The sequence below is a fragment of the Nostoc sp. FACHB-280 genome, from assembly GCF_014697615.1.
Taxonomy (GTDB): Bacteria; Cyanobacteriota; Cyanobacteriia; order Cyanobacteriales; family Nostocaceae; genus Nostoc_B.
In genome coordinates this window covers 81,572-105,549 of sequence record NZ_JACJSD010000015.1, presented here as the reverse complement: position 1 = coordinate 105,549, position 23,978 = coordinate 81,572, and the positions used below count along the sequence as shown (strand labels likewise).

Below are 23,978 nucleotides of genomic sequence, written 5' to 3'. Positions count from 1 at the left end.
TATGAAGAATAGTTAGTATAATGAACATTTTGAGTTATGAATAAGTTGGCAAAGTTGACAATTTTAGCTGGTATTTTATGCCCTTTAGTTACAGTAGGAGCGATCGCCTCTACAGCGCAAGCACAACCTTCACAGAGTCCACTATCTGAACCCAATGTACAATTAAAAGTGCAACGTACTAGCGGAACTTGCCCGCAGACAGTTGGTTTGTGGTGGTTAATATTACCTTATGAAGGTGGTGCAGAACATACTGTAATTGCAGAGACTAGAGATTTTGCCGATACAACTCAATTAGTCGCATCTAATAATAAGCTGTTTGTTGAGTTTGTTTCGCCTTTACGCAGTAATTATGCTAATTGTGTTGGTCAAACTCAAGGACAGGAATATCCTTTTTATAATGTGCAGTTTAAAAATAAAAAGGCATATTTCCGTGTAGATTTGCGAAAAATCAACGCACCAGGACAGCTAATTACTTACAAAACTGTAGCCGCGTTTCGTCCTTATGTGCGTTGGGCGATCGCAGATTAAGAAACAAATGTGAAGTGTTAAGTTTGAAATTAATTAAGAAGCCCATATATATATAGCTTGCACCTAGCCCTAGCGATTAGAAATCGCGGCTATACAAACAAAGTCCGCCTGCGCGGACTAATAGACAATCAAGGTTCTTAACCCGCGTAGGCGGATTTGGCCTGTGTAGCCGCGACTTCCAGTCGCCTGGTGCAAGATATGTATTCAGAAACTTAAATTTCAGGATCAGCCAAGCGAGTATTTGGACGACTTTGAGAAATATCTTGAATAACTTGGACAGCAGAAACTACAGCTACTAAGGCGATGACGAAGATTGGTAATAAACCTTTGCCAAAAAATGCGATCGCTAGTAGCACAACTGCACCAACCAAGCGATACAACGAACGAATCTTACAATATCGAATCACGCCATAGCGGTGCAGAATACCCACAGCTAACGAGCATAATGCTACTGCACCACAAATCAACCATCTTTGGGCATCTGGTAACGCTAAAGTTGGTGGACTTACCAAGATTTTTTCGACACCAACACCAGTAGCCGCAATCCCAATTACTAATGGTAAATGGGTGTAAAGCCAAATGTTAACAGTCCCAACTTTTCCTTGAGTGCGTGCAGTTTCAATGGGTGTCCCACCTAAATTGTCAAAATAAACCCACCACCAACTAAAAGCAATCATCAGCCCAAAAATGGCAGAAATTACCGTCAACACCTGCCATTTTTGTTGTGAGACACCTTCCACCACCGCAATAATCGCTTCTCCCAACACAATAATTGTGAACAATCCAAAACGTTCTGGTAAATGAGAAGCGTGAGGTAGCAAGCCAACTTGATGTTTGCGTGCGGTTATTGGTGTACCAAAATCAATCGCAATTCCCACGCCCCAAAGTGCAAATCGCCAAGGAACAGGAACAAAAGCCGAACTTAACCAAATCAAAGATGCGATCGCAAAACCAATGGCGTAGCGAGTTGTTAACGGACGCGCCGACGGAATATGTATCCCCGCCCGCACATACTCCGCCACCAACACAGCCCGACCAAGTGCATAAGCTAAAGCAAAACCCGGCGAACTTTCTCCCAAGCCATGATGAATATTCACAGCCATCCCCGCCGCCGTTAACATTTGTACCCCAACCAACAACCGATGAATCACATCATCGCTATCAAAGCGGTTAGCATAAAACGTCGTCCCAATCCATGACCACCAAATCGGGATAAACAAAACCACAAATCCCAGGAACCCCGACAGCGAAATATCTTCCTTAAGATTATGTGCTACCTGCGACACTGCAACCACAAATACCAAATCATAAAACAGTTCCAGCCAAGTGGCGCGTCTTTCTTCTTCACTATCTTCCTCACCAATACGCAATCTTGGCGGCTGGAGAAAATTTGTCATAAAAATTACTTGCAAATCGCTAATAGCTTTTTATCATACTGACAAAAGAGACAAGGGAGACACGGTAGACAAGGGAGTGAGATGTTTGTCAATCATTTAGAATTGCTCAAGCCTTTCTTAACCTGCTGATGTACAGATTTATCTATGTCCATCTGCGGTTAATTAAAGTAATTAAGTAGGATGTTTTATCGGCGAGAGTACGGCATCTACCGCAAAGTTTTTGGTGCGTTACTAAACATACTAAATAAAAAATAAAAAGTCCGCACTTGCGGACTTTGGTTAGGCTTTCTGTCACTGTAATTGGCTACAATCATGTATCATGATGCTTTTATTTTTCCTGATTTATCATTAAAAATCAAGCTTTTTAAGCTATATATCTAGACATATATTCAGAAGTTTTATCTTTAAATTTTCATTCTTAACGGTCATTAAAGCAGAAAGAATATAATTTTGGCTAATATTATTAGCTTTATTATCTACAAAATACGTATATCATCATTTTTATTGAGTAATAATATCATATCAATAATATTTTTTATAAAATTTTGCCAGACATAAGCCAAATATTTAAGTCTATTGTAAACATTCACTTTAATTTTGCATCAATTATAAATAAAGTAAAGGTGGTCAGGTTATCAGCCCTAGGGATTCCCAGCCCTAGGGTTTTACTTTTTTGTTGTAATTGCAATTATGGATAAACTGATGTGCATAATTCAAAATTTTTCAACCACTCGTCAGATAGATGTAACTGAGGGAAATACCATTTATATTTATAAATATAAAGCCAAGGGCGTTACGAATTTAGGGTGCAACTATCCTAATGAGCAACCAACAAAAACACAGAGTAAAATTATATTTACTCTGTGTTTATCTATGACTAAAAATTGCTATAGCAGTCTTATTTGAGGTGTGGATAAAAAAGACAAGGGGACAATAAAGACACGTAGACAAGAAAGAAATGTTGATAAATCAAATAAGCTTAGTCACAAAATGATTATTGAATATTAAGCTACAGCCTTACTCACTGTAGCTCAATATCTTAACAATTAAATTTCAGCGCCAGCTTTAGGTTCAGCACCCATTGGAGAAACATAGTCGCGGAAAAGATTAATTTGCTGTTCAAAAGCTAATTCTTTAACTTGCTGCAACAAATTTTCTGCTTCTGAAGAAAGACGATAACCAGCAGGTACAGGAATAATTACATTACTATCCATCCCTTGAGAGAGACGATACCAAAATAGTAATTTGGTAGTATCTCCTAAAGAACCATATTCTCTGCCAATTTGAGTATCTGCTTTATTAATTAAGTCTCGCTGAACTTGTAGTTGTTCTTCGTGACTTAATTCTTTCACTTGATTAAATAAACCTTCGGCAATTTCTGGAGAAACAGTACTAGCAGCAGGAGCCGCCGGAGTAACAGAATTACCCATTTCTTTATAGATAAACCAGAACAAACCTAGTTGTTCATCTACATCTAATTTCCGCCAAGATTCAACATATTTACGAATGGTGGGGTCACTAGTTTGAGTATAGGTCATAACGAATTTACTTGTGATTTATGTTGCCATTAGTCACCTTATCAAACACCTATTTCTGGTTTAACCCTACTCAAGACAGATGTAGCCCAGCCAAAGAGAATAATTCAGGAGTCAGAATTCAAAGGAAATAGGAAAATCCTCATAATTAAAATTAAGGAAAAATTAGAGATATTGTATACAACGTCTCTACAGATGAAAATATTAGCTTAACTGTATTGATTTATAACCAATTACCTACTAGAACATAAGGAGACCAATAAAAAGGATGCCTATAATTAGGGTCTGCTAAAAGTAGAAGTTGAGCGCGTCTTAAAGCTTCTGCTTTAGTCTCTTTGGTATTAGCAAACTGTTTATAAAACTCTCCCATAATCATGGCAGTGCCTTGATCATCAACACTCCATAATGTTGCTAATGTACTCCTCGCCCCAGAACGTAATGCAAATCCAGCAATTCCTAAGCCAGCTCGTTTATCGCCAGTAGCAGTTTGACAAGCACTCAAAACTAATAGCTCGATCGCATTTCTTTGGCTAGTCTCTCTGGTTTGCAATAATGAACTTAATTCGTTAACATTAACGCGATCGCCGACTAAGGTTAGGTCTTTAATTTGCGAATCTTTCCAAGTCAAAATAAAGGTATCTTCGGCGTTAGAAGCAAATTGACCGTGAGTTGCAAGATGAACCACTGGTGCATTAAAGGATTTGATTATTTTTTCTAAGGCAATTTTAGTAAATTGACTATCTAGCAAGACTCGCGCTGGTACTTGTTGTTTAATAGAGTTAATTTCTTGTTCAACACTGGGTAATCCTTCAAAGTTTCCGATGGCTTCTGTGATTCCGGCTGCAATGGTGCGTGGTTTATCTCTACTTGAGGAACGAGTTGGTAGTAGGTGCAACCCTGGTGTGAGTGCAATATTATAACCTTTCTGAATCAGATATTCTTTCCCATCATGAAGTGCGGCCATTGGTACACTCCGCAATGCGCCATCTAAAACAAACACTAGGTTTTCTACTTTGTGTGCTTGTAATTGAGGTTCGATATCTTTAATTAACCAGTTATAAACTTTTTGGGAAATTGGCAAAAATTCTCGCGTTGAACGTGTGACTAATTTGGCTCGTAGTTCTTGAATAGTCTTTTCTACTTCTGTTTGGGAAACTGGAATAGGTTTGGAGCGTAATAATAAGTTTTGTTTTTGGTTTTGGGCTTTGTTAGGTAAAGAAACAATCACCTCTAAGCGATCGCGTAAAATAATCGGATAAATGACTGCGGCTTTAGGATCAATTTCGTCAATCTGCACAGGTTTAGCATCTAAACAAGCTGTGCGAAAAAAGTTATCTAATTCAGCTAATTGCAGTGATTCAATCACATCCCTGGCAGTTTTGAGATTTTGTTGATTAGCTGCGGAATCTTCTTGATAGGGCGAATTTTGCAGCAATAAACTCACAAGTTCCCGATAAACCGGTTCGACTCCTTCTTGAAAGGAGAATTGGACTTCGCGGTTAATCGCTACTAAATCACTCCGCAATAATTTGAGAATATTCACCGCTTTGGTGTAAGCTGCGATCGCCCCTTGTTCATTACGTCGCGGATTATCTTGCGCCTTGAGAATTCTACCCAATTGCCAATGCCAACGATAAGCAATATCAGCAGCACCAATTCCTTCAGCCAATTTTAAAGCCTGCTGAGTCAATTGTTGGGCTTCTTGCCACTGGTGAGTTTGTTCGTATAAATTACCTAATGTGCCTAAAGCATAAGCTTCTGCACGCCTATCTTTGAGGATTTTAGCTTGGTCAACTGCACTGGCAATCATTTGGGCGATCGCTTTCCATTCCACATTTGCCCCAGTTAATTGCACAGTTTCGAGGTTTTTGACATTACTGAAACTCCCATCAGCGAATATTTCATTTTTAGGACAATTAGCATTAATTCCCGCCATTACAGGTTCAGTTAGTTGTTTGAAACAAGTCAAACTCTGAGCAAAGTGAATCCGCGCATATATAGTTTTTCGGTTTGCTGGTACAGCATCGAGTTGTTGCTGAATTTCTGGTAATAAGCCTTGGACTTGCTGCCATTTTTGCTGATCCATTAATAAGCGCATTTGATTCAGTTTTGCCTGTAACCGAGTTAATGGTGATTTAGCTAGAGCAGCTTTAGTGTAATAATCTAAAGCATCGGCAAGTTTTTGGCTTTTTTCTTCAGGATTCTGCCCTACACTCAAAGCTTGAGCAGTGTTTCCTAAACTCAACTGAATTTCAGGAATTAATTGTGGATATACTTGTGTGGCTAGAGACAAACTTTTCTCTAATACTTGCAAAGAACCAAGTTGTTCGATTGCTTTTCCCTGAGTATTTTTTTGAGTTAAATCACCCATCAACCGCAATGTATTACCTAAATTCAACAGTCCCGCCACTTTTAGGGGAGAAGTTGGTTGTTTTTCGAGTAATTCATTTACCTGAATTAAGGTAATTCTTGCGCGACGATATAGTCCTAATGCTTGTAATGCTTGAGTTTGATTCAGTTGGCTACCAATTTTCCCCGCATCATCACCCAATTTAGTATAAATAGCCGTTGCTTGTTCCCAACTTGTTAATGCTTCTTGGGAATGTCCTGATGCTAATTGTATTTGTCCTTGAGTGTTCCAAGCTTGTGCTAGGATTGATAAATAGTCGTAGGAATTTCTTTGCGCCGCTATTTTTAATAATGCCAAACTATCCGCGATCGCTTTTTGCGCTTGGGGTAATTCTCCAATTTGCTGTTCTGCCAATGCCAGATAATTTAATGCTAAGACTTGATTGAGATGATCTGCTTGTGCTTGAAAGCCTCCCGCCGCTTGCTGAAGCAATTTAGCAGCTTCGGTAAACTTTTCCGTTCGGTAAAGTTGTATTCCCTGTTCTAAAGTTTGTTGCGGATTTGCTGATAGCAGATTTTCTGTGATAGGTGCAGTGACATTTTGCATCGCCACTTGGTAAGAGTTGGGAATCAAGGCAACTGGCTGAGTAATTTGTGATATTGTCGCTAAAAAAATTAGTGCAGACATAATTTTTAGATTCTTAATTTAACCAGACAAAAAAGATTTGATCAGTAGTTGCACAAAATTAGATTCATTTGTAGATATAGGGAACAAGAAAAGAATGTATGTAATTAATTCTGTGTGAGTAGGTAAAAGTGGTTTATTTTTTGATTTCCAAAGTCTTTTTATGATTACAACTTCAGACTTATTAAAAAGGTTGAGTATAAACTAAAGAAAAATACAAACCATTTTCCTGCAAAGTATTATTCTGAGAATTGGCATCAATTAAAGGGATACCCCAATCAAATCGGGCATTAATGCGATCGCTTTGCCATAGTAATCCCAACCCAACAGAAGCAAGGCTATTAGGATCAGGATCAGCACGATTGGAACTGTTGTAAGCAGTACCATAATCAATAAATGGCGTTAGCTGTAGTACACCTCCTAATTGCGGGGCGCGGAGAATCGGATAACGTAACTCAGCCGACACAAAAACAGCATTATCTGTCAAAAGTAAATCTTGGCGATAGCCCCGCACTGTTGCTTGACCACCCAAACCAAACTGTTCTAGGGGTACTAATGCTCTGTCGGCTAATTGAGCATCAGCTCGTAACACAAGTAAGGTTTCCGGTGCTAACAGGCGTACCCATTGGGCTTGTCCCCGCCAAGAGAAAAATCTACTATCTGGTGGTGCGCCACTGTTGGTAACATCAAAGGCATCGATTCCAAAACTAAATTGCGATCGCGCTGCAAATACTTCTCTACTATTGCGTTGTGTCCAATCTTGAAAAAATCGCAGCACCGAAAGCCGAGTTTGGCCATCCACAGATCCCGGCGAAGGAAAGGGAACACGTTCTCCAGCCAAAGCTTCTAAATAGCCAATATCACTGTTGCGGCGATTGGCTGTAATTCCCAAGGCAAATTCTGTGGTAGGGGTTTGCAACAGTGGTTGGCGAAAGGTAATGGCAAAGTCTTGGGATCTACCTTCAATATCTAAAATATCAAAAGGTTTTTCCACAACATTGCTAGAAGTGTAGTTATATTGAAACTGCACAGTCCCATTGTAGGGATTAACTGGTAATGTGTAGCTAACATCAACATCATTACTGCCATCGGTGTTGGCATAAGCAACAGAAAGTCCATCACCTAATCCCAATAAATTGGCTTGGTTAAATTGAATTTGTCTTTGAAAACTGCCAATACTTGGAACTCGATTGTTATTTAAATTCACCTGGGCGCTGAATGTTTTATTTTCAGATACCCTAATATCAATTACACTAGTCCCAGGACGAGAACCAGCTGCCAACTCCGCCGAAATATTTTTAATTAAAGGGTTTAGTTGTAATAGTTGCAGTGCTTGAAGTAATTTGTTGACGTTTAAGGGTTTACCTGTCGCTACAGCGATGCGACTCCGCACATAATCCGGGTTGAGTCGTTTGAGTCCTCTAACTTCTATACTTTCTACACTACCTTCAATCACTTGAATTTTGACGATACCGCCTCTAGTCTTGAAGGTTTGATCAGCTGGGATAAATGCTCCTGAAGAAATGTAACCTTTTTCTGTATAGAGTTTGGTAATAGCATCACTGGCTCTGAGCAATTCTGCAAAGGTGATGGGTTTACCAGTAAATTCCTGTGTGGCTTTTGCCAGTTCTGCACTGCTAAATACAGTACTACCAATTACTTCAAAACGGTCAACGCGAATTGTATCTTGTATCCCACTGGGGATTGTTTCTGGTGGTGGAGTGGTTTCGTTGGGAGTGCGAAATAAATCTTCTGGCGATGGTAAGGTGGGAGTTTCAGGTGGAGTTGGTTGCGGTAGTTGTGGTCTTGGTAAATTTTCTGGTGGTGGTAAATCTGGTCTGGCTTGAGCTACTAAATGAGTATTTCCCGTCTGTGCTTGCACAAGACTGGGAGATAAATTGCCAAGAAACAAAGCTAGGAAGATCAGTCGATTGAGCGATCGCCTATAATCTTTCAGACTCAAAAAATATTCAGCAGACATGGTAGGTAGATGTAGATAGGATATGTTGTATATTTTTGTGGGAGCATCGGTTTTATGACTTTGCCTTTGTTATGTCCAGCTAGTAGCAGTCATCTCCACAATTGCGCCATATCAATATCTATCGTTGAGAAATATTTAAGTTTTTCACTGTTTTTTGCTGACTAATTAACACCTAAAAATTATTCCAGATGAATTTGCCTACTAATTTTACCAGTATATTTGCGTAGGTAATCTTTCTATTTTATTAATTTTCTTGATGCGCCAATAGATTACTTACCTTGAAAAATTGGGGTAATTTGGCTAAAATTACAGGATAAAATTTTTGCAACCAAAGTTTTTTAAGTATTTAAAAAAACTGAATAATATCATATCCGACAAATCAGTTATGATTAAACACATCTGTGCAGCAAGACAAAACTCTTTCTCCCCCTGCTCCCTGCCCCCTGCGATTTGTATGATAAGTCTTTTACCGGACATGATATAAACTGGGGAATCATGCTGCGCTGTAGGTTAGCAGCCAAAATGAGCTATGGCATAGTCGAAAAATATAGGGGAGCAAAGGGAAGAAACAAAACATTACAGGGTCTTCGCTCTCCAAATGAAATAATTTAATTTCTAGAAGCTCTTCAAAAAGCTTGTCCTTTCTCTCCAATCACCTGTAACCTTTCACCCGTAAAGCAGCCAGTAATTTATACTACAGTTATTTAAAATTTAAAGCCACAAAACATCAGTATTTGCACTATCTGTCTTAGTGGTAACAATTTTAGAAGATTAATAAATAATAAGATTTTACTTATCAAGCGATCGCACTTTTATTCAGCAATTATCAATCTAATTATTCACGGAAGTTGGCAGCATTCTGAAAAGAGTGATACATCGTATTTTCAGGAGCGAGGCGCAGCGCCATATTATAGTCTTCCATAGCTTTTTTCTGCTCCCCTAGGTCATTGTAAGCCTGACTACGCCAAAGATAGAACAAAGCGTTTTGCGGATGAATCCCAATGGCTTTACTATAGTCATCAATCGCGCCTTGTTTGTCTCCCAGATTCTTACGCCGGAAATTTGCCCTTTCACCATACAAATAAGCATTCTGGGGATTTACACCAATCGCCTGATTAAATTCTTCAATTGCTCTTTGGCTATCCCCTTGTTTGAAATAACTATAAGCTTGTTTAATATATGTAGCAATATCTGTAGTTTCTGTAGTATTTTGTATTTCTGTTCTGTCTTGGGAAATAGAGTTTTCTGTGGAGACAGAATTTATTTTCTGAAAATGCAATTTACTGAAAACGGACTTTTTATTTTTCAGTGCCAGCCAACCAAATACTCCACCACCAGCAATTACCAGCATCACAGATAATTGCTGTCCAATGCGATTTTGATTAGGGCTGGAACTCAGTTCAGATAGTTGATTTAGGCTGCTGGTATAACCTTGTTCAGCCATTGCAGGTTTAATGTTACCTAAAGGCGTGAACCATGTTATTGTCATTAGTGCTGTAGCCGTGAGGAGTCTGTGCTTCATAAAATTAGCTCGATTTGACTTAAGGAGGGTGTACAGCCAAACTTTGATTGATGCAAGTCATTAACTAAATAAGAATTGATTGACTTTGCTATAAACATCGTCAGCCAGATGAATTTGATATCTTATCCAGGGTTGGGAATTAGGAACTTTTGATTGCTTCTAATTCTCCCAAAGTTATTTGTTCTTGACTTCTGTGTTAGTACTTACCGGGTATAGTAGCAATCATGATCGATAAAAGTATCTATTTTGCAGCAGATATCATCTGTTTGCATACAATCATACTTTAGGTAGTACAGTAATATATCTGACTAAATTTTACATTATTAAGGTATATATAATACAGCAGATACCTGTGGCGATCGCTATTTACATAATTAAGAAAAAATTTGGTTCTCTCACTAAGAGCCTATTCATAAAGTCAATATTAAGTAGAAGAGTCAGTAGGATAGAAAGATTTTTTGCTAAATCGCAAATATTAGATAAAGTAGTTTTCGTTTATATGAAGCACAAGACAAGTTATACAACCAAATATGAAATTACTTTATAGTTTCTAACTTCCAACTCCAGCAGAATGTGAAATTTCTAGAAATTTGAGCTGGTAAATTGCTAATACAATAATGCAGGCGCAGCAAGATTCATAGTAAAAATTTCTACAAATTCCCAAAACTCTTTCCCTCGCAATAGCAACAGAGTTTCCGACATCAGCTAACTTTTGGCTCTGTCACCTATCACATCATGTCTGGCAAATCAGTTATGACTCAGCATATCTGTGCAGAAAGACAAAACTCTTCCTCCTCCTGCGGTCTTGATAATAAGTCTTTTACCGGACACGATATCACGGTAGTCAGATATGTTAGGACAGCTTAAAAGTTTGAATGCAAGGGATAGTAAGATTTTTCCTTCTGCCTTCTGCTATATCATCTCATCCGGCTCTAGAGCTTATCCAAATCCGCAAGAACTTCTTTAGCAGTTTGATATCTTCTGAGATAATCAAAAGAAGTCATCTTTTCTAATATCACCGCCAACCCATCAGAAACTTGTGCCTTATCTCGCCAAGTTAGTACAGTTGTCTGCGGGTCACGTTCAATTTCTTTAGCAACTTTTCCAGTTAAAGCTTGAATTCCAATCATACCCAAGGCATGAATATCACTGTTTAACCTGGGCTGACCCATGAGTTGTTCAGGCGCTGCATAACCCAGAGTACCCACAGCTACTGTTAAACTTTCCTCTTCTTGCTGTGGCTGAATTTGTTTAACTGCACCAAAGTCAATCAACACTATTCTGTCGTCTGTTTCCCGTCGCATCAAATTGCTCGGTTTAATATCTCGATGGATGACATTGTGATCATGGACAAATACTAGTACCTTCAAAACATCCCTTAAAATTTTAATTACCTCAGCTTCCTCAAGACGCTTACCAACAACCAATTCATCTTGTAAACAATGTCCTTTGACATATTCCTGTACTAGATAAAATTGTTGATTTTCTTCAAAATAAGCCAATAGTTGCGGAATGCGCTTGTGCTGTCCCAAAATCTCTAAGATTTCTGCCTCTGCCTTAAATAAACGTCTAGCAACTTCTAAAAATCTGGGGTCTTTCTGAGCAGGTTGTAAATGCTTGACAACACATTTTGGCGAACCAGGGCGCTTAGTATCATCTGCTAAGTAAGTATAACCAAAACCCCCTGAACCTAATACATTTGTCACTTTGTAACGGTGGTTCAGCAACTGATCCCTTTGGGGCTGACTATCAACAGGTTGATTAGCTTCGTTAGCAGTATTACTACCTTCTCGTAATAAAGATTTTAAGAGGTCTATTGTTTTTTCTTGTTCTTGAATCTGATGGGCAATTTTATCTCGCTGTATTTTTTCATAGTATGCAGTGTAAACAACTACACTGCCAGCAGCTGCGATTAATCCCAAGACAGGCTGTGCTATTGGTACCCATCCAGCTTGAGTAAAGATGATAAAGCCGCCACCTACCAAGCAAACCAAAGCACCGCCACCAGATAATCCCAGAAGTATTGGATGTTTAATTTTCCATCCAATCAATGCACCGATGACAGTCCAACCCCACAGCCAAATTACTTCTCCCCATTCCGGGAAGTACCAAAATATTCGTCTTTGGTCAAGAACTGCACTGAGAATTTCACTGACAATATGAGCATGAATCACAATTCCAGGCATCTTGCCAGTATTGTCTTGTCTACCAGTGGCATAAGGAGTATTACGAATATCCTGCTTACTGGGTGCTGTGGCTCCAATTAAAACGATTTTGCCCTTAACCCAATCAGGATTAACTTGATTGTTGAGTACTTCTATAAAACTAACTTTCCGGGCAATATTATGAAAGGCACGGTAGTTGAGCAAAATTTGAAAACCGCCATTATCTGCGGCTAAATAACCGCCTGCGTCTGCTGGTAAACGATGAAACAGGGTTTTTCCCAGCTTTAATTGTAATCCCTCACCTGTTTGGGTAATTTCTGGTTGGATTTTGGCTGTGTCGTCTAGATATTTGAGTGCGGCTAATACTGCTAGAGACTGTTGGCTTTGGCAAGGCGCTTTTGGTTCAGGATTAACAAATAGTAAGGCGCGGCGAATAACTGCATCAGGGTCTTCTGGCAAATCGGCAAATCCAACATTATTGGCATCTAGTCCTGGTGGCGGGGGTGTTGTTGTGCTGCAAATCGGAATAATTTTATTGCTTGTTTGCAGACGGTTAATTAGTTGGGTATGGCCAGGATCTATAGGTACATCTCGAAAGAAGTCTAAAGCAATAACACTGGCTTGGTTACTTTCTAATTTACCTAACAGCCTATTTAGTTCTTCATCTGTGGGGGTGCCATGCTTGAGTTGTTGGATATCCTCTTCTGTAAATTCAACAATCAACAGGCGGGGGTCAGGGGGTAAATCTGCACGCCTTTGCATCATTTGGTCAAAGACTTTTAATTCAAAGTATTCTAGAAGTCTCAGCCTTTGAACCCCCAGCAAAACTAGTGTAACTAGCACGCTAGTAACTATGACTGGCTGTGTGAATAGTTTTTTCGCCCCTGCAAACATAGTCTTACGAAAGTTGGATCTTTATGGTAGGTCAACTACGTTAAAGTACACAACTTTGGCGTGAGTGTAACCATACACATTTAAAAGTAATTGTAGGTTGATAACTGAAACTTTCGATACTATGTATCAGAACTGGAACAAAAATCATTAAATCTCCAGTAGGGGAAATTCCAGATGACTCTCCTACTGGAGATTTATACTAACTTGCCTTGGCGATCGCACCACAAGCTAAACGACCACCACCAGCTTCATCGGCTGTACCACCAGCCTTCTTTTGATCCTGTAGTTTATGGATAATCACAGCACTACCATCACCATCAAACAAGCTGATGGGACTATCGGTAAGACTCACACTGCTAATAAATGCTTCTAAACGACCTTGACCCAAGGGATTAATTTTAATATTGGGTAAATCACCTAAATGATAAGGATGGTTTTTTTCCACCGGCTTGGATGAACCAAAGGGGCCAGGGTCGAAGTGTCCACCAGCAGAACTAAAAGGCTTTTCGGTACCTGTTTCACAAGCACCTATTTCATGAATATGAACACCATGTAATCCCGGAGTCAAGATTTTGGGATCACCTTTAATTTCTACAGCCACCCAAACAGACTGAAGTTCACTATTTTGCACGGCTTTCAGCGTCCCTGTAATCCCAGGGCCACTAATTTGGGCTTGAGCTTTTAGCTGTGGCCCAGCACCATTGGAAGGAGAAGCACAAGCTGTTAGTAGTACTAGACAAGCAATAACGATGTAAGAGATAAATTTCATAATTCAGATTCTCAAAACTCAATTAACACTGGTTTTGTTATTCAATATCTTGACCACAAGAGGAAGTAAAAATGCGTGAACGCTTACGTAAATGGATACAAGACTTTCAAGAGTGGATTATTTTTGCTGCGATATTTGTGTTGTCAATAGTAGTAATTCGGTTTGTTGAAGATAAGCCTCCATTTAAAAGTATTGTGGAATTATTGATGAGTTCTAAGTTTATTAGTACTCTCCAAGACTTGAGTATTTTAGCGGCGGTCATTCTTTATTTCCGAGAAACTCCTTCTCGAAAAAAGCAAGAACATTACGAAGCATGGCGCGTAATTAACTCAGCTTATGGACAACGAGCGAGTGGGGGTAGGATTCAAGCCTTACAAGACTTGAAAAATGATGGTATTAGCTTGGCTGGACTGACTGCGGAGAAAGCTTATTTAGCTGGCATTAATTTAAAAGGTGCAGATTTACGAGATGCGAATCTTGAAGGTAGTAACCTAAAAAATGCTTGTTTGCAAGAAATTGATTTACGCAATGCCAATCTGCAACAAGCAGATTTAAGATATGCCAACCTTGAGGGAGCAAATTTAAGAAATGCCAATCTTCAAGGACAAAGTACTAACCTCAGCTATACAAATTTTCAGAATGCTTACTTAAGTCATGCCAATTTTCAATTAGCCTACCTCTGGAGTGCCAATTTGCAAGGTGCTGATTTAAGTTATGCCAATCTGCAAGAAGCTGATTTAAGTTATGCCAATCTCCAAGGTGCTAATCTCAAATATGCTAATTTTCAAGGTGCTGACCTCAGCCCGACTAATCTTGGCCAAGCCAATTTTCAGGGGGCTGATTTGCAAAATGCTGATCTCAGAGATGCTCAAAACTTGAATCCAGAGCAAGTTAAATTAGCCAGGAATTGGGAACAAGCCAAATATGATGAGGCTTTGCGGATGCAGCTAGGGTTAATTCCTACCAATCAAAACTTTGAAATCATCCAACCAGAAAACTCTGGCCAAGACCAAAATTTATTTGATATCCAGCAGTCCCAACTCTCTGACGATTTTTAAAGTTCCTAGATTGGCTAACTAAGCATCAATCACTACCTTACCAACTGGATAAGCTACACAAGTTAAAACATAGCCTTCTTTAATTTCACTTTCTTCTAAAGCTTCAGGATCATAGCCTTCCATTTTGACATCGCCTTCTAACTTCCGTTTTTTGCAAGTCCCACAAACCCCAGAACGGCAACTACTACGGATTTTTACGCCTTCTTGGTCTGCCATATCGAGGATTGTTTCTTCGCCATCACAAGCGACTTCTTTACCCGATTTAGAGAAAACTATAAGGGTTTGACTAGAAGAGGCTGGGGCGGGAGAAACGGGAACTGATGCTGCTGCGACTGGGGTTGTGGCCACACGCGCTCCGACATCTTGGACGGGTGCTGCTTCGGTAGAGATTTTCCCAAGCATTTCGCGTAGCCCTTTGCCTGCGGAAGCCGCAGCAACTTCTACTTTTGCTGGAGCAGGTGCTGGGGCTTTTTTGACTTTTTTCCGAGGCGGGCCAAAGCTTTCTTCGTAGTAGTTTTGCATCGGGAAGTCGATGCTTTCGAGTAAGTCATTGACCGATTCCATAAATGGATTCGGCCCACATACATAAACTGTGCGTTCTTTATAGTCTGGCGCAATCAGTTTTAACATTGCTGCATCTAGTCTGCCGGTGAAACTCATCCAACTTTGACCAGGTTCACGACGGGTAATGCTAATTGCGAGATTAAACTTGGGATGGTTGGCTGCTAACCAGTCGAGTTCCTGGCGGTAAATGATATCTCTGGGACTACGAGCGCAATGGAAAAAGACGATATCCACATCTGAGGCGGTGTCATATACCCAGCGCGACATAGACATCATAGGTGTGATGCCACTACCAGCAGAAATTAGCAACAGTTTGGGTGAAGGGTTGGCAAAACAAGTAAATTTACCTGTTGGGCCATTTACTTTCAGGACGCTACCTGCTTTGACGTTGTCGTGCAACCAGTTGGAAACTAAACCACGGGGGACATCTGGCCCCGCATCTGCTGGTGCAGGCACACGCTTAACAGTAATTTCTAGGGTGTGGGGACGAGAAGGTGTAGATGAGATGGAATAGGAACGTAATACCTGTTCGCCGTTAATTTCTAGGTCGAGGGTGATAAACTGACCTGGTTTATAGGTAAAGAGCGTTGGTGGGTCAGCCACGAAGCGGAAGGTTTTAACATCGTGGGTTTCATCGATAACTTGGATACATTGGACGGTTAAATCGCCTTTCATCCACCGCTCAATTTGGCTGGGATCTACCGTTGCTAAGGGCATATACTCTTGCGGGTCTTTGGTGGGAAGCGCAGGAGTTGGTAGGGGTTCTGGGGTTGGTGTGGGTGCAACAGGTGCGATCGCTATTTCTTGTTGTATTGCCTGACCATTGCTTGTGGTGACAACGTTAGTATTAACGTTAATATTCAAATCAATCATGGTCGGTTCATTGCTGGCAACTAAGCTGATTACCATCAAAAAGAACCGACCAATCTGCATCATATCTCCAGATTTCAGAGGATAATCTTGATTGATTTGGATCTGGTCAGCATTTAACCGTGAACCAGCCCGACTGGCTAAATCAGTGTAATAATAATTACCATTTTTTAAAGAAATTTTACCGTGCATCCGACTAACTTCGGCACTATCCAGCACTACATTACAGTTGGGATAGCGGCCAATTAGACACTCATGATTGAGCATGGTATCTAGGTTGAGGTCTAGTTCTTTGAGTTCGTTGGGTTTCTGAGGATCAATGATTCTGAGTTTAAGCATATTAATTACCTAATACGTCAATTTTTCTGTGTTTATACGCAGGAATTTCTGCCGAATTCTGCTTTTAGTTGTAATCATTACCTAAACTCAATCGAGGTAATGAGGCGTGCTACAAAACTCATGCTGATATTTTTAACTGGGACGGTACTACCATCCCAGTTAAACTCTTAGAGTTGCGTTATTGAACAAGCTTGTCCCATACTTGCTTGCAGACGATTACTCAAAAGCTCCAAGATATTTCTGGCTAGTAATGTGTCTTGTGCCAGCACTGCCTCAAAATTCTCGGCATTGATTCTGAGTGTCTTGGTTCTAGTACCAGATGCGACGATGGTTGAAGCATAATTGGTGTGGTTTAATACTTCCAATTCACCAATCGTTTGCCCAGGTGAAATCATCCCTGACATATCTTGATTGCCCATACTTTGGCTGACTCTCGCCTCACCATCAATTAAAACAATCAAGTCATGGGCAGGTGTACCCATCCGGCAAATTTCTTCTTCGGGGCGATATACGCGCACATGGCTATTTTTCGCCAAATCAATTAAGACGTTGGCTTTTAAACCAGAGAAGAAACTACTCTTATACAGCCACAACAGTTTTTCTAAGGTTCCTAAAGCATCCGCGATGGTATCTCCTTGTTGGGCTTGCATTTCCCACTGCACCAGAATCACGATATCGTCACCACTGCTAAAGCGGACAACATCACCTTGTTGGAGTTGTGTTTGCTGGTCAAAGATTTGCGTCTTGCCAATCCGTAGACCGTTGCTACTACCCAAGTCTTTCACACTCACGCCTTTTTCATCTACATAGAAGATGGCGTGTTGGCGAGAAACACGGTTATCGGAAATGATGATGTCGTTGCCAACTTCTCTTCCGACGCGCACTGTAGGCTGTTGAAATACTCGTCGTTCTACACGTCCCATGATTTTGACTTGAGCAATCATGGTAGGAACGGTGGTTTTGCCGTGGGGCTGTCCTTGACCCAGAATGCGTTCGGCTGTTTCAATGACCAAATTGTCTTTGATGGACTTTGTATCTAACAGCTGACGGGCTTGTTGGAAACCAAGACTGGGGTCAATTTGATGTAGTGCATACAAACTGGCTGCTTGGACTAAGGGATCGATGTCTTGTAAAAGTTGCATTAAGACATCAATAATCACATCAGAACGTAAAGCAGGTTCGGGAATTTGGGTAGGCGCGACGATGGAACTCCAAGTGGCGGTGGTGGGAGTGGCATTCCTACTGGCACTATTGTTCCCCGGAACGTCGATTTGGGTATCGGCGATGCCATTATTAAAGTCTGTCGCTACGGAAACTGATTGAGTTACTAGGTCTTTGGCTTGGCGTAAGGAAGCGATGACTCTCATGCTCAAACGAGACATCCATCTAGACTGCTCTTCATTGGATCGCAGAATTTCTCCGAGGATGTTAGCTGCTAGTACACCAATGGAACGAGCAATATCTAGGGCTTCGGGGGTATCTCCTAATATTTCTAGGATGCTGAGTAACTGGGTAACAATCAGTTTTTGTTTTTCTTGGACTGCTTGTCGCAGCAAGAGGTAAACAGGTGCATGGGGGTTAGAAACTAAGTTTTGCAGGGCTTGATAACGAACAGCTAGGTCTTGTAGTTGGGAGAGTAGCTGTTCTGCTGTCCGCAGCAGTGCGCCATCTTGGTTAAACATTTCTGCCAAGACTTGTTCTTGTTCAGCAGATGAGATGGCATATTCTTGGCGCAAGCTCATAATTTGCTTTTGTTTGCGCTCAAAGGCATCTGCTAAGGGTGTGCCTGTTTCTACGAGTTCTTGGATGACTATTTCGAGGGCGCGGCGATAACTATCAATCCGCAGTTGGTTTTCCCGGCTGAGTTGTTTTTGAGGATCAAGAAGTGATGGATCTTCAACACCAAGTTCAGCGAGGACGGAGTAATGCTCTTCATCGCTGACGTTCAATTCTTTACGGACATCTTTGAGAACTTCTAAGCTGTCGGCAGATTGGACGTTACCTTCTTGGAGAGATTCTTGCAATACGCCTTTATAGACACGCAGTCTGTCGGCTCGGCTAAAACCAGGCAGGACTTTGGCTAGAACATAGACTTCGTTGGGTAGGAGGTCTTGGAGCGATCGCCCTTCCAGGAATTTGCTCCAGTCTACGGCGAGTTTGTTCAACTGACGACGCAAGCTACTAGCCAAGCTTTCACGAGAATAATTATCTCTGCTCCGGGCTAAACTTCTGTGTAACCACAAGCTGCTTACGAGGACTATAAAGGCGTTCAGTACCAAAATCCCCCATTGGGGAAACAAGCTGATGTTGGGACGACCACCAAAGGAAAAGAAGACGTTGAAGGAGATAAATGTACACAATACAAAGCAGACGTGTAATATATCTTCTTCGCTAACGTTTCTACCTTGGCGTTTCAGGAAGGCGCGATAAACATTTTCTAATGTTTGACAAATCAAGTAGCTCAGTGCAGCACAGATCCCAATGGTAATCGGGGCGGCAATAATTTTGGGGATGGGAATAGTGTGACCAAAGATGTAAAAACCAGGGTTGAATAGGGTGCTTAATTGTCCTTCTTCATGTGTCCAAGCTCCTGAGTAGTAGTAGTCCCAGTTGCCTGCATACAAGAAGTAGTAGAAGTAGAAGCCAAACATCAAGCCAAAATAGGTGTAGAACACTAATTTTTGGTCTGGTCTGGTAATGCCTTCCCAATAAGAGCGTTCGGAGTCAATATCTATACAAGGAGATTGACAGCTAACACAGGCACTTTTTTCGTTACCACTGGTATCTACCGACCGACACATGGATTGAGTGATACTTTGGGGCGGCTTGAGGTGAGCATCAGTACCTAATAAGCCTCTGGGGCCTGTATAAAACATCTGCACGGGAGCCATTGGGCAGAAGTATTGACACCAACTTCTGCCCTTGAATAAATAACCCACTCCAATGGAAGAGGTGATGGTGAATAGCAAAAACAAAGCCATTGCGGTGCGATCGCTATTCACAAATAAAATACGGATGTTCAAGCCCAGGTAAAAGAGGAACATTTGCAGGTAGAGGTAGTTCCGCCCTAACCAAGATTCCTTTTCTACCCCAGCTAGTTCATAACGAACGTTACCTGTTTCGGGATTGACAACTTTGCGCTTGCGTTGAATCCCCAAGGCGCGAGGAATTTGGGAGAAGAAATATAAAGGACAAATCCGCCGCCAGAGTTCATGCCCAAATAACACCAAAATCATGATCCCGATGGGCAGTACCATCGCCCAGAAGATCCGCGCTCCCATAGGATAGGGTTGTTCTGGTAAGCAGACACCTTGGACTGCGACGCAATCATCAGGATCGAGATATTTCTCCGGATGGAGATGAAAGGGACTGGCAGTATTACTGGGGTCAGTTAACCAAACTGAAAGGGGATCATAAAATAAAGAAAAGATTAATGTCAGCCAGCCGATCGCCAGCAGCCACCTGACAATGTGCATCTTTTTTTCTGAGACTTGACTAATCATTAGTTTGCAGTTGCTATAAAGTTAGATTTCTACTCAGTAATGGTGGATAAAATTCCCTAGCCTACGAAGTACAAGTTCATAGAAAAACTATCAGCTATTCCTATCTTGGATGTTCAGATTTGAACACAAGAAGTTAGCTGCCCAAGCAAATTGATATTTGATTGCTGGTAAGTTGATTTACAGTGTAGTAATTATACAAATTGATGACAGTGGTGCTTGGTAAAGTTTATTTACTATGACAACTCCTAATATACGTACGTATGATGTTATAGGGTTTTGTGTGTCAGAAATTAAAAGTTTTCCTTAATCATTGTTTCACCACCGTAAAGTTTGTTGCTAGGGGTGATCAGTTAAGCTGACTAATTGATTGTGCAGCAAGGTACTAGAGGTTCTTGAGCAATTTCTTCTAAACCTCCAGAGCGTAACAAATCTTCCCAATCATTTTTAATTGTCTGGTCATCAGGGCTAGATTTACGCAATTCACTCAGAATTGCTAAAGAATCTTCCCAAAAACCAGACAGGGCATAAATTGCCGCTTGTTCTTCTGGTTTGACTTGCCTGATTTCTGATATCAGGGCAGCATCAGGGTTAATACGTTCAATTGAGCCAGAAACTACATAATCTTGCTGCCGATCGCTGCGATCGCAAACCACCGAAAAGTCCCAGTGATAAGTTTTACCAGCTTTTAAACTCGGCACATCGGGTTTTTCTGGTAAACTCAGGCTGACAATACCAGCTTTGCCCGGTGTTGGCAAGGTTTGTTGATACACAACATTATCTTCTTCATCTGACAATACCAGTTCCATAACTGGTGCAGATGTTTGCGGTACATAAAAGAAAAACGTCGGATAAGCAGATGTAGTTCTTTGCATCACATCCAAGGTTGGTGTGAGTGCCATTAAGCGTTTTTTCCCTGGTATACAAACCTCACCGCTTTCGCTCAAACGTGGGACACCGCGAGTTCCTCCCTGAATTTGCCGTGCTGGTTTGCCTAAGTTTCGGGGAATGTAGGTAACATAAGTTTGTCGCTTGCTGTTACCATTGCGGCGATCGCGAGCTACATAAATTTGGATATTATTCATCGCTGTGGTAGCGTAGCGATCGCCTGGTCTTTCCTGGAGTGCTTGTTTAAAATAATTTAAAGCGGCTGAGTAATTGCGCTGACGAGTAGCACTGTAACCCAACTGCATATATTGGTTATAGTTTGACTGAGCTTGAGCAATGTTATCAGGCGCGGCTACTACTTTATCTAAGCTAACAGGTAACAGAGAGCCAAGCATTAAGGTAACACAGACGCATCTTATCAGGAAAAACGGTTTCATAGTCAATCCCTTCTCTTGGGCTTTACGGTATGTTCATACAACACAGATCAGTTGCATTTCGCATATTTATGCAAAATTTCATCTATTATTGTTGACAATTTCCAGGGTTATCTGTGAAACTTCTAGGCTGTCACAATTAGGTAAGTAAGTATCTCCTGTTACGATTTCATCAGTAATCACTATATTGGTGAAAGGTTAATATTATTTAGCCGATTGTTATCATTGGTTTTTACGTAAAACTACTATAATCTAGTTGCAACTTGCTTGTACATATTTTTCTGCTCAAGATTAGTAACAAATATGTAAAGTCCTAATCCTAAATTTTTGTTAAGTTAATAGTTGAATTTATTTACATTCACGGCAATTAAAGATAACTAACGCAAGCTGAGAATTCTGAACTTAGAATGCTGACAATTTTGGTAGAGATTCTGGAGATGAATTGCTAGAGAGACTTATAGGAGAACACAACAGCATCAAAATATTCAGTCTAATGAGAATAAGTGGCAAAAAAATCAGTCACTAGATGGCATTTAACCCCGGCTTGACTTTGCCAGTAACTCACCAACCAAGTAGCTAAAACCCAAGTAAAAATTCTACTTTTTCCAATTAAAGGTAGGGATAAAAACGCTATCAAGCAGCATCATCAATTCTCCAGATGAAAGTTGTTTATTTATTGCATAAAATTCTTACAGTTGGTTGCATATTCACGAGATGCTGTAGAGAAGTTACATGTAACGTCTCTACATGATTTTTGGTTTGACACTTGTACCTCATTTATCTCAACACCCTTTAATTAATAGTTACAGAAGAATTTGTATTTCATTTTTATTCATAATCTTGAATTATTCTGAATACCTCGCAACGATGAATTACTAAAACAAATCGCTACAATTGGGATGCGGTAGGAAAGTATGATGAAAATATGAGATTGATTTCTGAGCCAGCAATTCCGGTAAAAATCCAAAAAATGAAGGAGCGGGTAAGGTGGCGACATAGCAGTATTATCCAACGCGGCATCGATCAAACCAGCATGATAATTGACGATCGCAAAGATGATACTCCCGACTTTTCATTTTTGGTGATTGGGGATAGCGGGACAAAATCTCATTACGGACACCACCCGCAACGCGAAGTAACAGAATTAATGTTGGCTCATCAAGATGATTGCCGTTTTGTGCTGCATACCGGCGATGTAATTTATGTGGTGGGTTCCCATGAATATTACCCAGCTAACTTTATAGAACCTTACCGGGAGTTTTTGGTAGGTGGCGAGAACCCCAAGAATATTGCTTATGATCGCATGATTTTTAACCTACCGTTTTTACCAGTTCTCGGCAACCATGATTATTATGATGTACCTTTTGTGTATCGCTGGTTAACAGGTAGCACACTCAGACTACGGCGAATGCTGCGCTACAAAGATTTTGAAATTGGTTGGCATGGTTCTAATCAAGGAGATGCCTATGCACGCGCTTTTCTGGATTATTTAGCGAGTTTTACTGCTCCCGAAGAATTAAATCACCATTTAGACCAGTATTATACAGGCAAAACTGAAACTGGTCGTTGTTTGCGTTACATACCCGGAGAGTTTACCCGTGTACCTAATCGTTATTACAGTTTTCGGTATGGTGGTATAGATTTTTTCGCGCTGGATTCTAATACATTTAATATGCCATCGCCTTTACCAACAACTCAAGCAGGTGAAATTTATCGTCAGGAATTGCAAAAACGCCGCCAGGAAATCGATAGAGAAGAAGAACAAATTTTGGCAATGAGCGATCGCCTCAATCCTGATGACCCAGCCGATGCGGAACAACTCGACGACCTCAGTGCTAAATTAGACCAAATTAACGAAATCAAAATTGACATCGAAAAACAACTATCATCTCAGCAGTCAGCAACAATTGATTTTGAACAACTAGAATGGTTGCGTGACAGACTCATTGAATCTTGGCATACCTCAGAAGTTCGTGGTAGGATTCTCTTTTTTCACCATCCTCCCTACGTCACCGAAGCCACCAAGTGGAGTCAAGCCCAAACTTTAGCGGTGCGTCACCGTTTGCGTTGGGTATTAGACCAAGTCAAAGAAAATCTTGGTTCATTAGTACAAAACCGTCCCATAGTTGATTTAATCTTTAACGGTCACGCTCACTGTTTAGAATATCTTCGCACAGCCGATACCGGATATGCCGATTCTCATATTCCTTGTATTATCTCCGGTGGTAGTGGTCGCCGTCCCCGCCGCCAGCGCGTTGAAGGAACCGAATTGTTAGAGACTTTTAGCGGACTTCCTGGTAGCCCCACTCGCAAAGTCGCTGACTCACTGCTGTATGTGGGTCGCTATGGTTATGGTTCGCAAACACGCTTACCTTATTCTTGCGTGCGAGTTGATGTTAAAGATGGTTTTCCACCTAAATTTATTGTTCGACCTTTAATAGCAGAACGGGTGGATCAAAAATGGTATCAGCATGAAATGGAACCATTGCTGTTATAAATG

The 23,978-nt window shown here is 40.7% G+C and carries 13 protein-coding genes; 3 read left to right on the top strand and 10 right to left on the bottom strand.

Annotated elements, in window-relative coordinates; translation table 11 throughout:
* Positions 1-36 precede the first annotated feature (36 nt).
* Positions 37-528: a hypothetical protein gene (locus tag H6G75_RS13430; protein WP_190980554.1), complete on the top strand. Its 492-nt coding sequence runs from the start codon at positions 37-39 to the stop codon at positions 526-528.
* A 212-nt stretch (positions 529-740) separates the two neighbouring features.
* Here the strand turns inward: H6G75_RS13430 and H6G75_RS13425 are convergent, their stop codons facing one another.
* From H6G75_RS13425 to H6G75_RS13395, 7 genes are all read right to left on the bottom strand, one after another.
* On the bottom strand, positions 741-1,925 hold the full coding sequence (locus tag H6G75_RS13425) for a low temperature requirement protein A (RefSeq protein WP_190980553.1): 1,185 nt from the start codon (positions 1,923-1,925) through the stop codon (positions 741-743).
* A 1,046-nt stretch (positions 1,926-2,971) separates the two neighbouring features.
* Positions 2,972-3,463 (bottom strand): orange carotenoid protein N-terminal domain-containing protein, encoded by a 492-nt coding sequence (locus H6G75_RS13420; RefSeq protein ID WP_190980552.1) that lies wholly within the window; start codon positions 3,461-3,463, stop codon positions 2,972-2,974.
* A 220-nt stretch (positions 3,464-3,683) separates the two neighbouring features.
* A complete protein-coding gene (locus H6G75_RS13415; protein ID WP_190980551.1) occupies positions 3,684-6,497 on the bottom strand; it encodes a CHAT domain-containing protein in 2,814 nt (937 codons plus the stop codon).
* A gap of 181 nt (positions 6,498-6,678) precedes the next feature.
* Positions 6,679-8,475, bottom strand: a complete 1,797-nt coding sequence (locus H6G75_RS13410; protein ID WP_190980550.1) for a ShlB/FhaC/HecB family hemolysin secretion/activation protein — start codon at positions 8,473-8,475, stop codon at positions 6,679-6,681.
* An 835-nt stretch (positions 8,476-9,310) separates the two neighbouring features.
* The gene (locus H6G75_RS13405) at positions 9,311-9,997 is read right to left on the bottom strand and encodes a tetratricopeptide repeat protein (RefSeq protein ID WP_190980549.1); all 687 of its coding nucleotides are present in this window, start codon (positions 9,995-9,997) and stop codon (positions 9,311-9,313) included.
* Positions 9,998-10,929: 932 nt separating this feature from the next.
* Positions 10,930-13,056, bottom strand: a complete 2,127-nt coding sequence (locus H6G75_RS13400) for a CHASE2 domain-containing protein (protein WP_190980548.1) — start codon at positions 13,054-13,056, stop codon at positions 10,930-10,932.
* 199 nt (positions 13,057-13,255) lie between these two features.
* Positions 13,256-13,825: a superoxide dismutase family protein gene (locus H6G75_RS13395; RefSeq protein ID WP_190980547.1), complete on the bottom strand. Its 570-nt coding sequence runs from the start codon at positions 13,823-13,825 to the stop codon at positions 13,256-13,258.
* 71 nt (positions 13,826-13,896) lie between these two features.
* On the opposite strand from H6G75_RS13395, the gene H6G75_RS13390 reads away from it, so the two are divergent.
* Complete coding sequence (locus tag H6G75_RS13390) at positions 13,897-14,883, top strand: pentapeptide repeat-containing protein (protein WP_190980546.1); 987 nt, start codon at positions 13,897-13,899, stop codon at positions 14,881-14,883.
* Between the two features lie 18 nt (positions 14,884-14,901).
* On the opposite strand, the gene H6G75_RS13385 is transcribed toward H6G75_RS13390, so the two are convergent.
* The 3 genes from H6G75_RS13385 to H6G75_RS13375 all read right to left on the bottom strand — a co-directional run bounded on the left by H6G75_RS13385 (position 14,902) and on the right by H6G75_RS13375 (position 21,439).
* Positions 14,902-16,656, bottom strand: coding sequence for an FAD-binding oxidoreductase (locus H6G75_RS13385; RefSeq protein ID WP_190980545.1), 1,755 nt, complete (start codon positions 16,654-16,656; stop codon positions 14,902-14,904).
* 167 nt (positions 16,657-16,823) lie between these two features.
* The gene (locus H6G75_RS13380) at positions 16,824-20,159 is read right to left on the bottom strand and encodes an FHA domain-containing protein (RefSeq protein ID WP_206757372.1); all 3,336 of its coding nucleotides are present in this window, start codon (positions 20,157-20,159) and stop codon (positions 16,824-16,826) included.
* 359 nt (positions 20,160-20,518) lie between these two features.
* Positions 20,519-21,439 carry a DUF928 domain-containing protein gene (locus H6G75_RS13375; RefSeq protein WP_190980543.1) on the bottom strand — a complete coding sequence of 307 codons (921 nt, stop codon included), beginning with the start codon at positions 21,437-21,439 and terminating at the stop codon, positions 20,519-20,521.
* A 964-nt stretch (positions 21,440-22,403) separates the two neighbouring features.
* Between H6G75_RS13375 and H6G75_RS13370 the strand changes: the two genes are divergently transcribed.
* On the top strand, positions 22,404-23,975 hold the full coding sequence (locus tag H6G75_RS13370; RefSeq protein ID WP_190980542.1) for a metallophosphoesterase: 1,572 nt from the start codon (positions 22,404-22,406) through the stop codon (positions 23,973-23,975).
* Positions 23,976-23,978 lie beyond the last annotated feature (3 nt).

Bases quoted from the DNA above. Each gene is read 5' to 3' on its own strand.
- H6G75_RS13430 (WP_190980554.1), top strand. From the start codon at position 37: ATGAATAAGTTGGCAAAGTTGACAATTTTAGCTGGTATTTTATGCCCT.
- H6G75_RS13425 (WP_190980553.1), bottom strand. From the start codon at position 1,925: ATGACAAATTTTCTCCAGCCGCCAAGATTGCGTATTGGTGAGGAAGAT.
- H6G75_RS13420 (WP_190980552.1), bottom strand. From the start codon at position 3,463: ATGACCTATACTCAAACTAGTGACCCCACCATTCGTAAATATGTTGAA.
- H6G75_RS13415 (WP_190980551.1), bottom strand. From the start codon at position 6,497: ATGTCTGCACTAATTTTTTTAGCGACAATATCACAAATTACTCAGCCA.
- H6G75_RS13410 (WP_190980550.1), bottom strand. From the start codon at position 8,475: ATGTCTGCTGAATATTTTTTGAGTCTGAAAGATTATAGGCGATCGCTC.
- H6G75_RS13405 (WP_190980549.1), bottom strand. From the start codon at position 9,997: ATGAAGCACAGACTCCTCACGGCTACAGCACTAATGACAATAACATGG.
- H6G75_RS13400 (WP_190980548.1), bottom strand. From the start codon at position 13,056: ATGTTTGCAGGGGCGAAAAAACTATTCACACAGCCAGTCATAGTTACT.
- H6G75_RS13395 (WP_190980547.1), bottom strand. From the start codon at position 13,825: ATGAAATTTATCTCTTACATCGTTATTGCTTGTCTAGTACTACTAACA.
- H6G75_RS13390 (WP_190980546.1), top strand. From the start codon at position 13,897: ATGCGTGAACGCTTACGTAAATGGATACAAGACTTTCAAGAGTGGATT.
- H6G75_RS13385 (WP_190980545.1), bottom strand. From the start codon at position 16,656: ATGCTTAAACTCAGAATCATTGATCCTCAGAAACCCAACGAACTCAAA.
- H6G75_RS13380 (WP_206757372.1), bottom strand. From the start codon at position 20,159: ATGATTAGTCAAGTCTCAGAAAAAAAGATGCACATTGTCAGGTGGCTG.
- H6G75_RS13375 (WP_190980543.1), bottom strand. From the start codon at position 21,439: ATGCTTGGCTCTCTGTTACCTGTTAGCTTAGATAAAGTAGTAGCCGCG.
- H6G75_RS13370 (WP_190980542.1), top strand. From the start codon at position 22,404: ATGAGATTGATTTCTGAGCCAGCAATTCCGGTAAAAATCCAAAAAATG.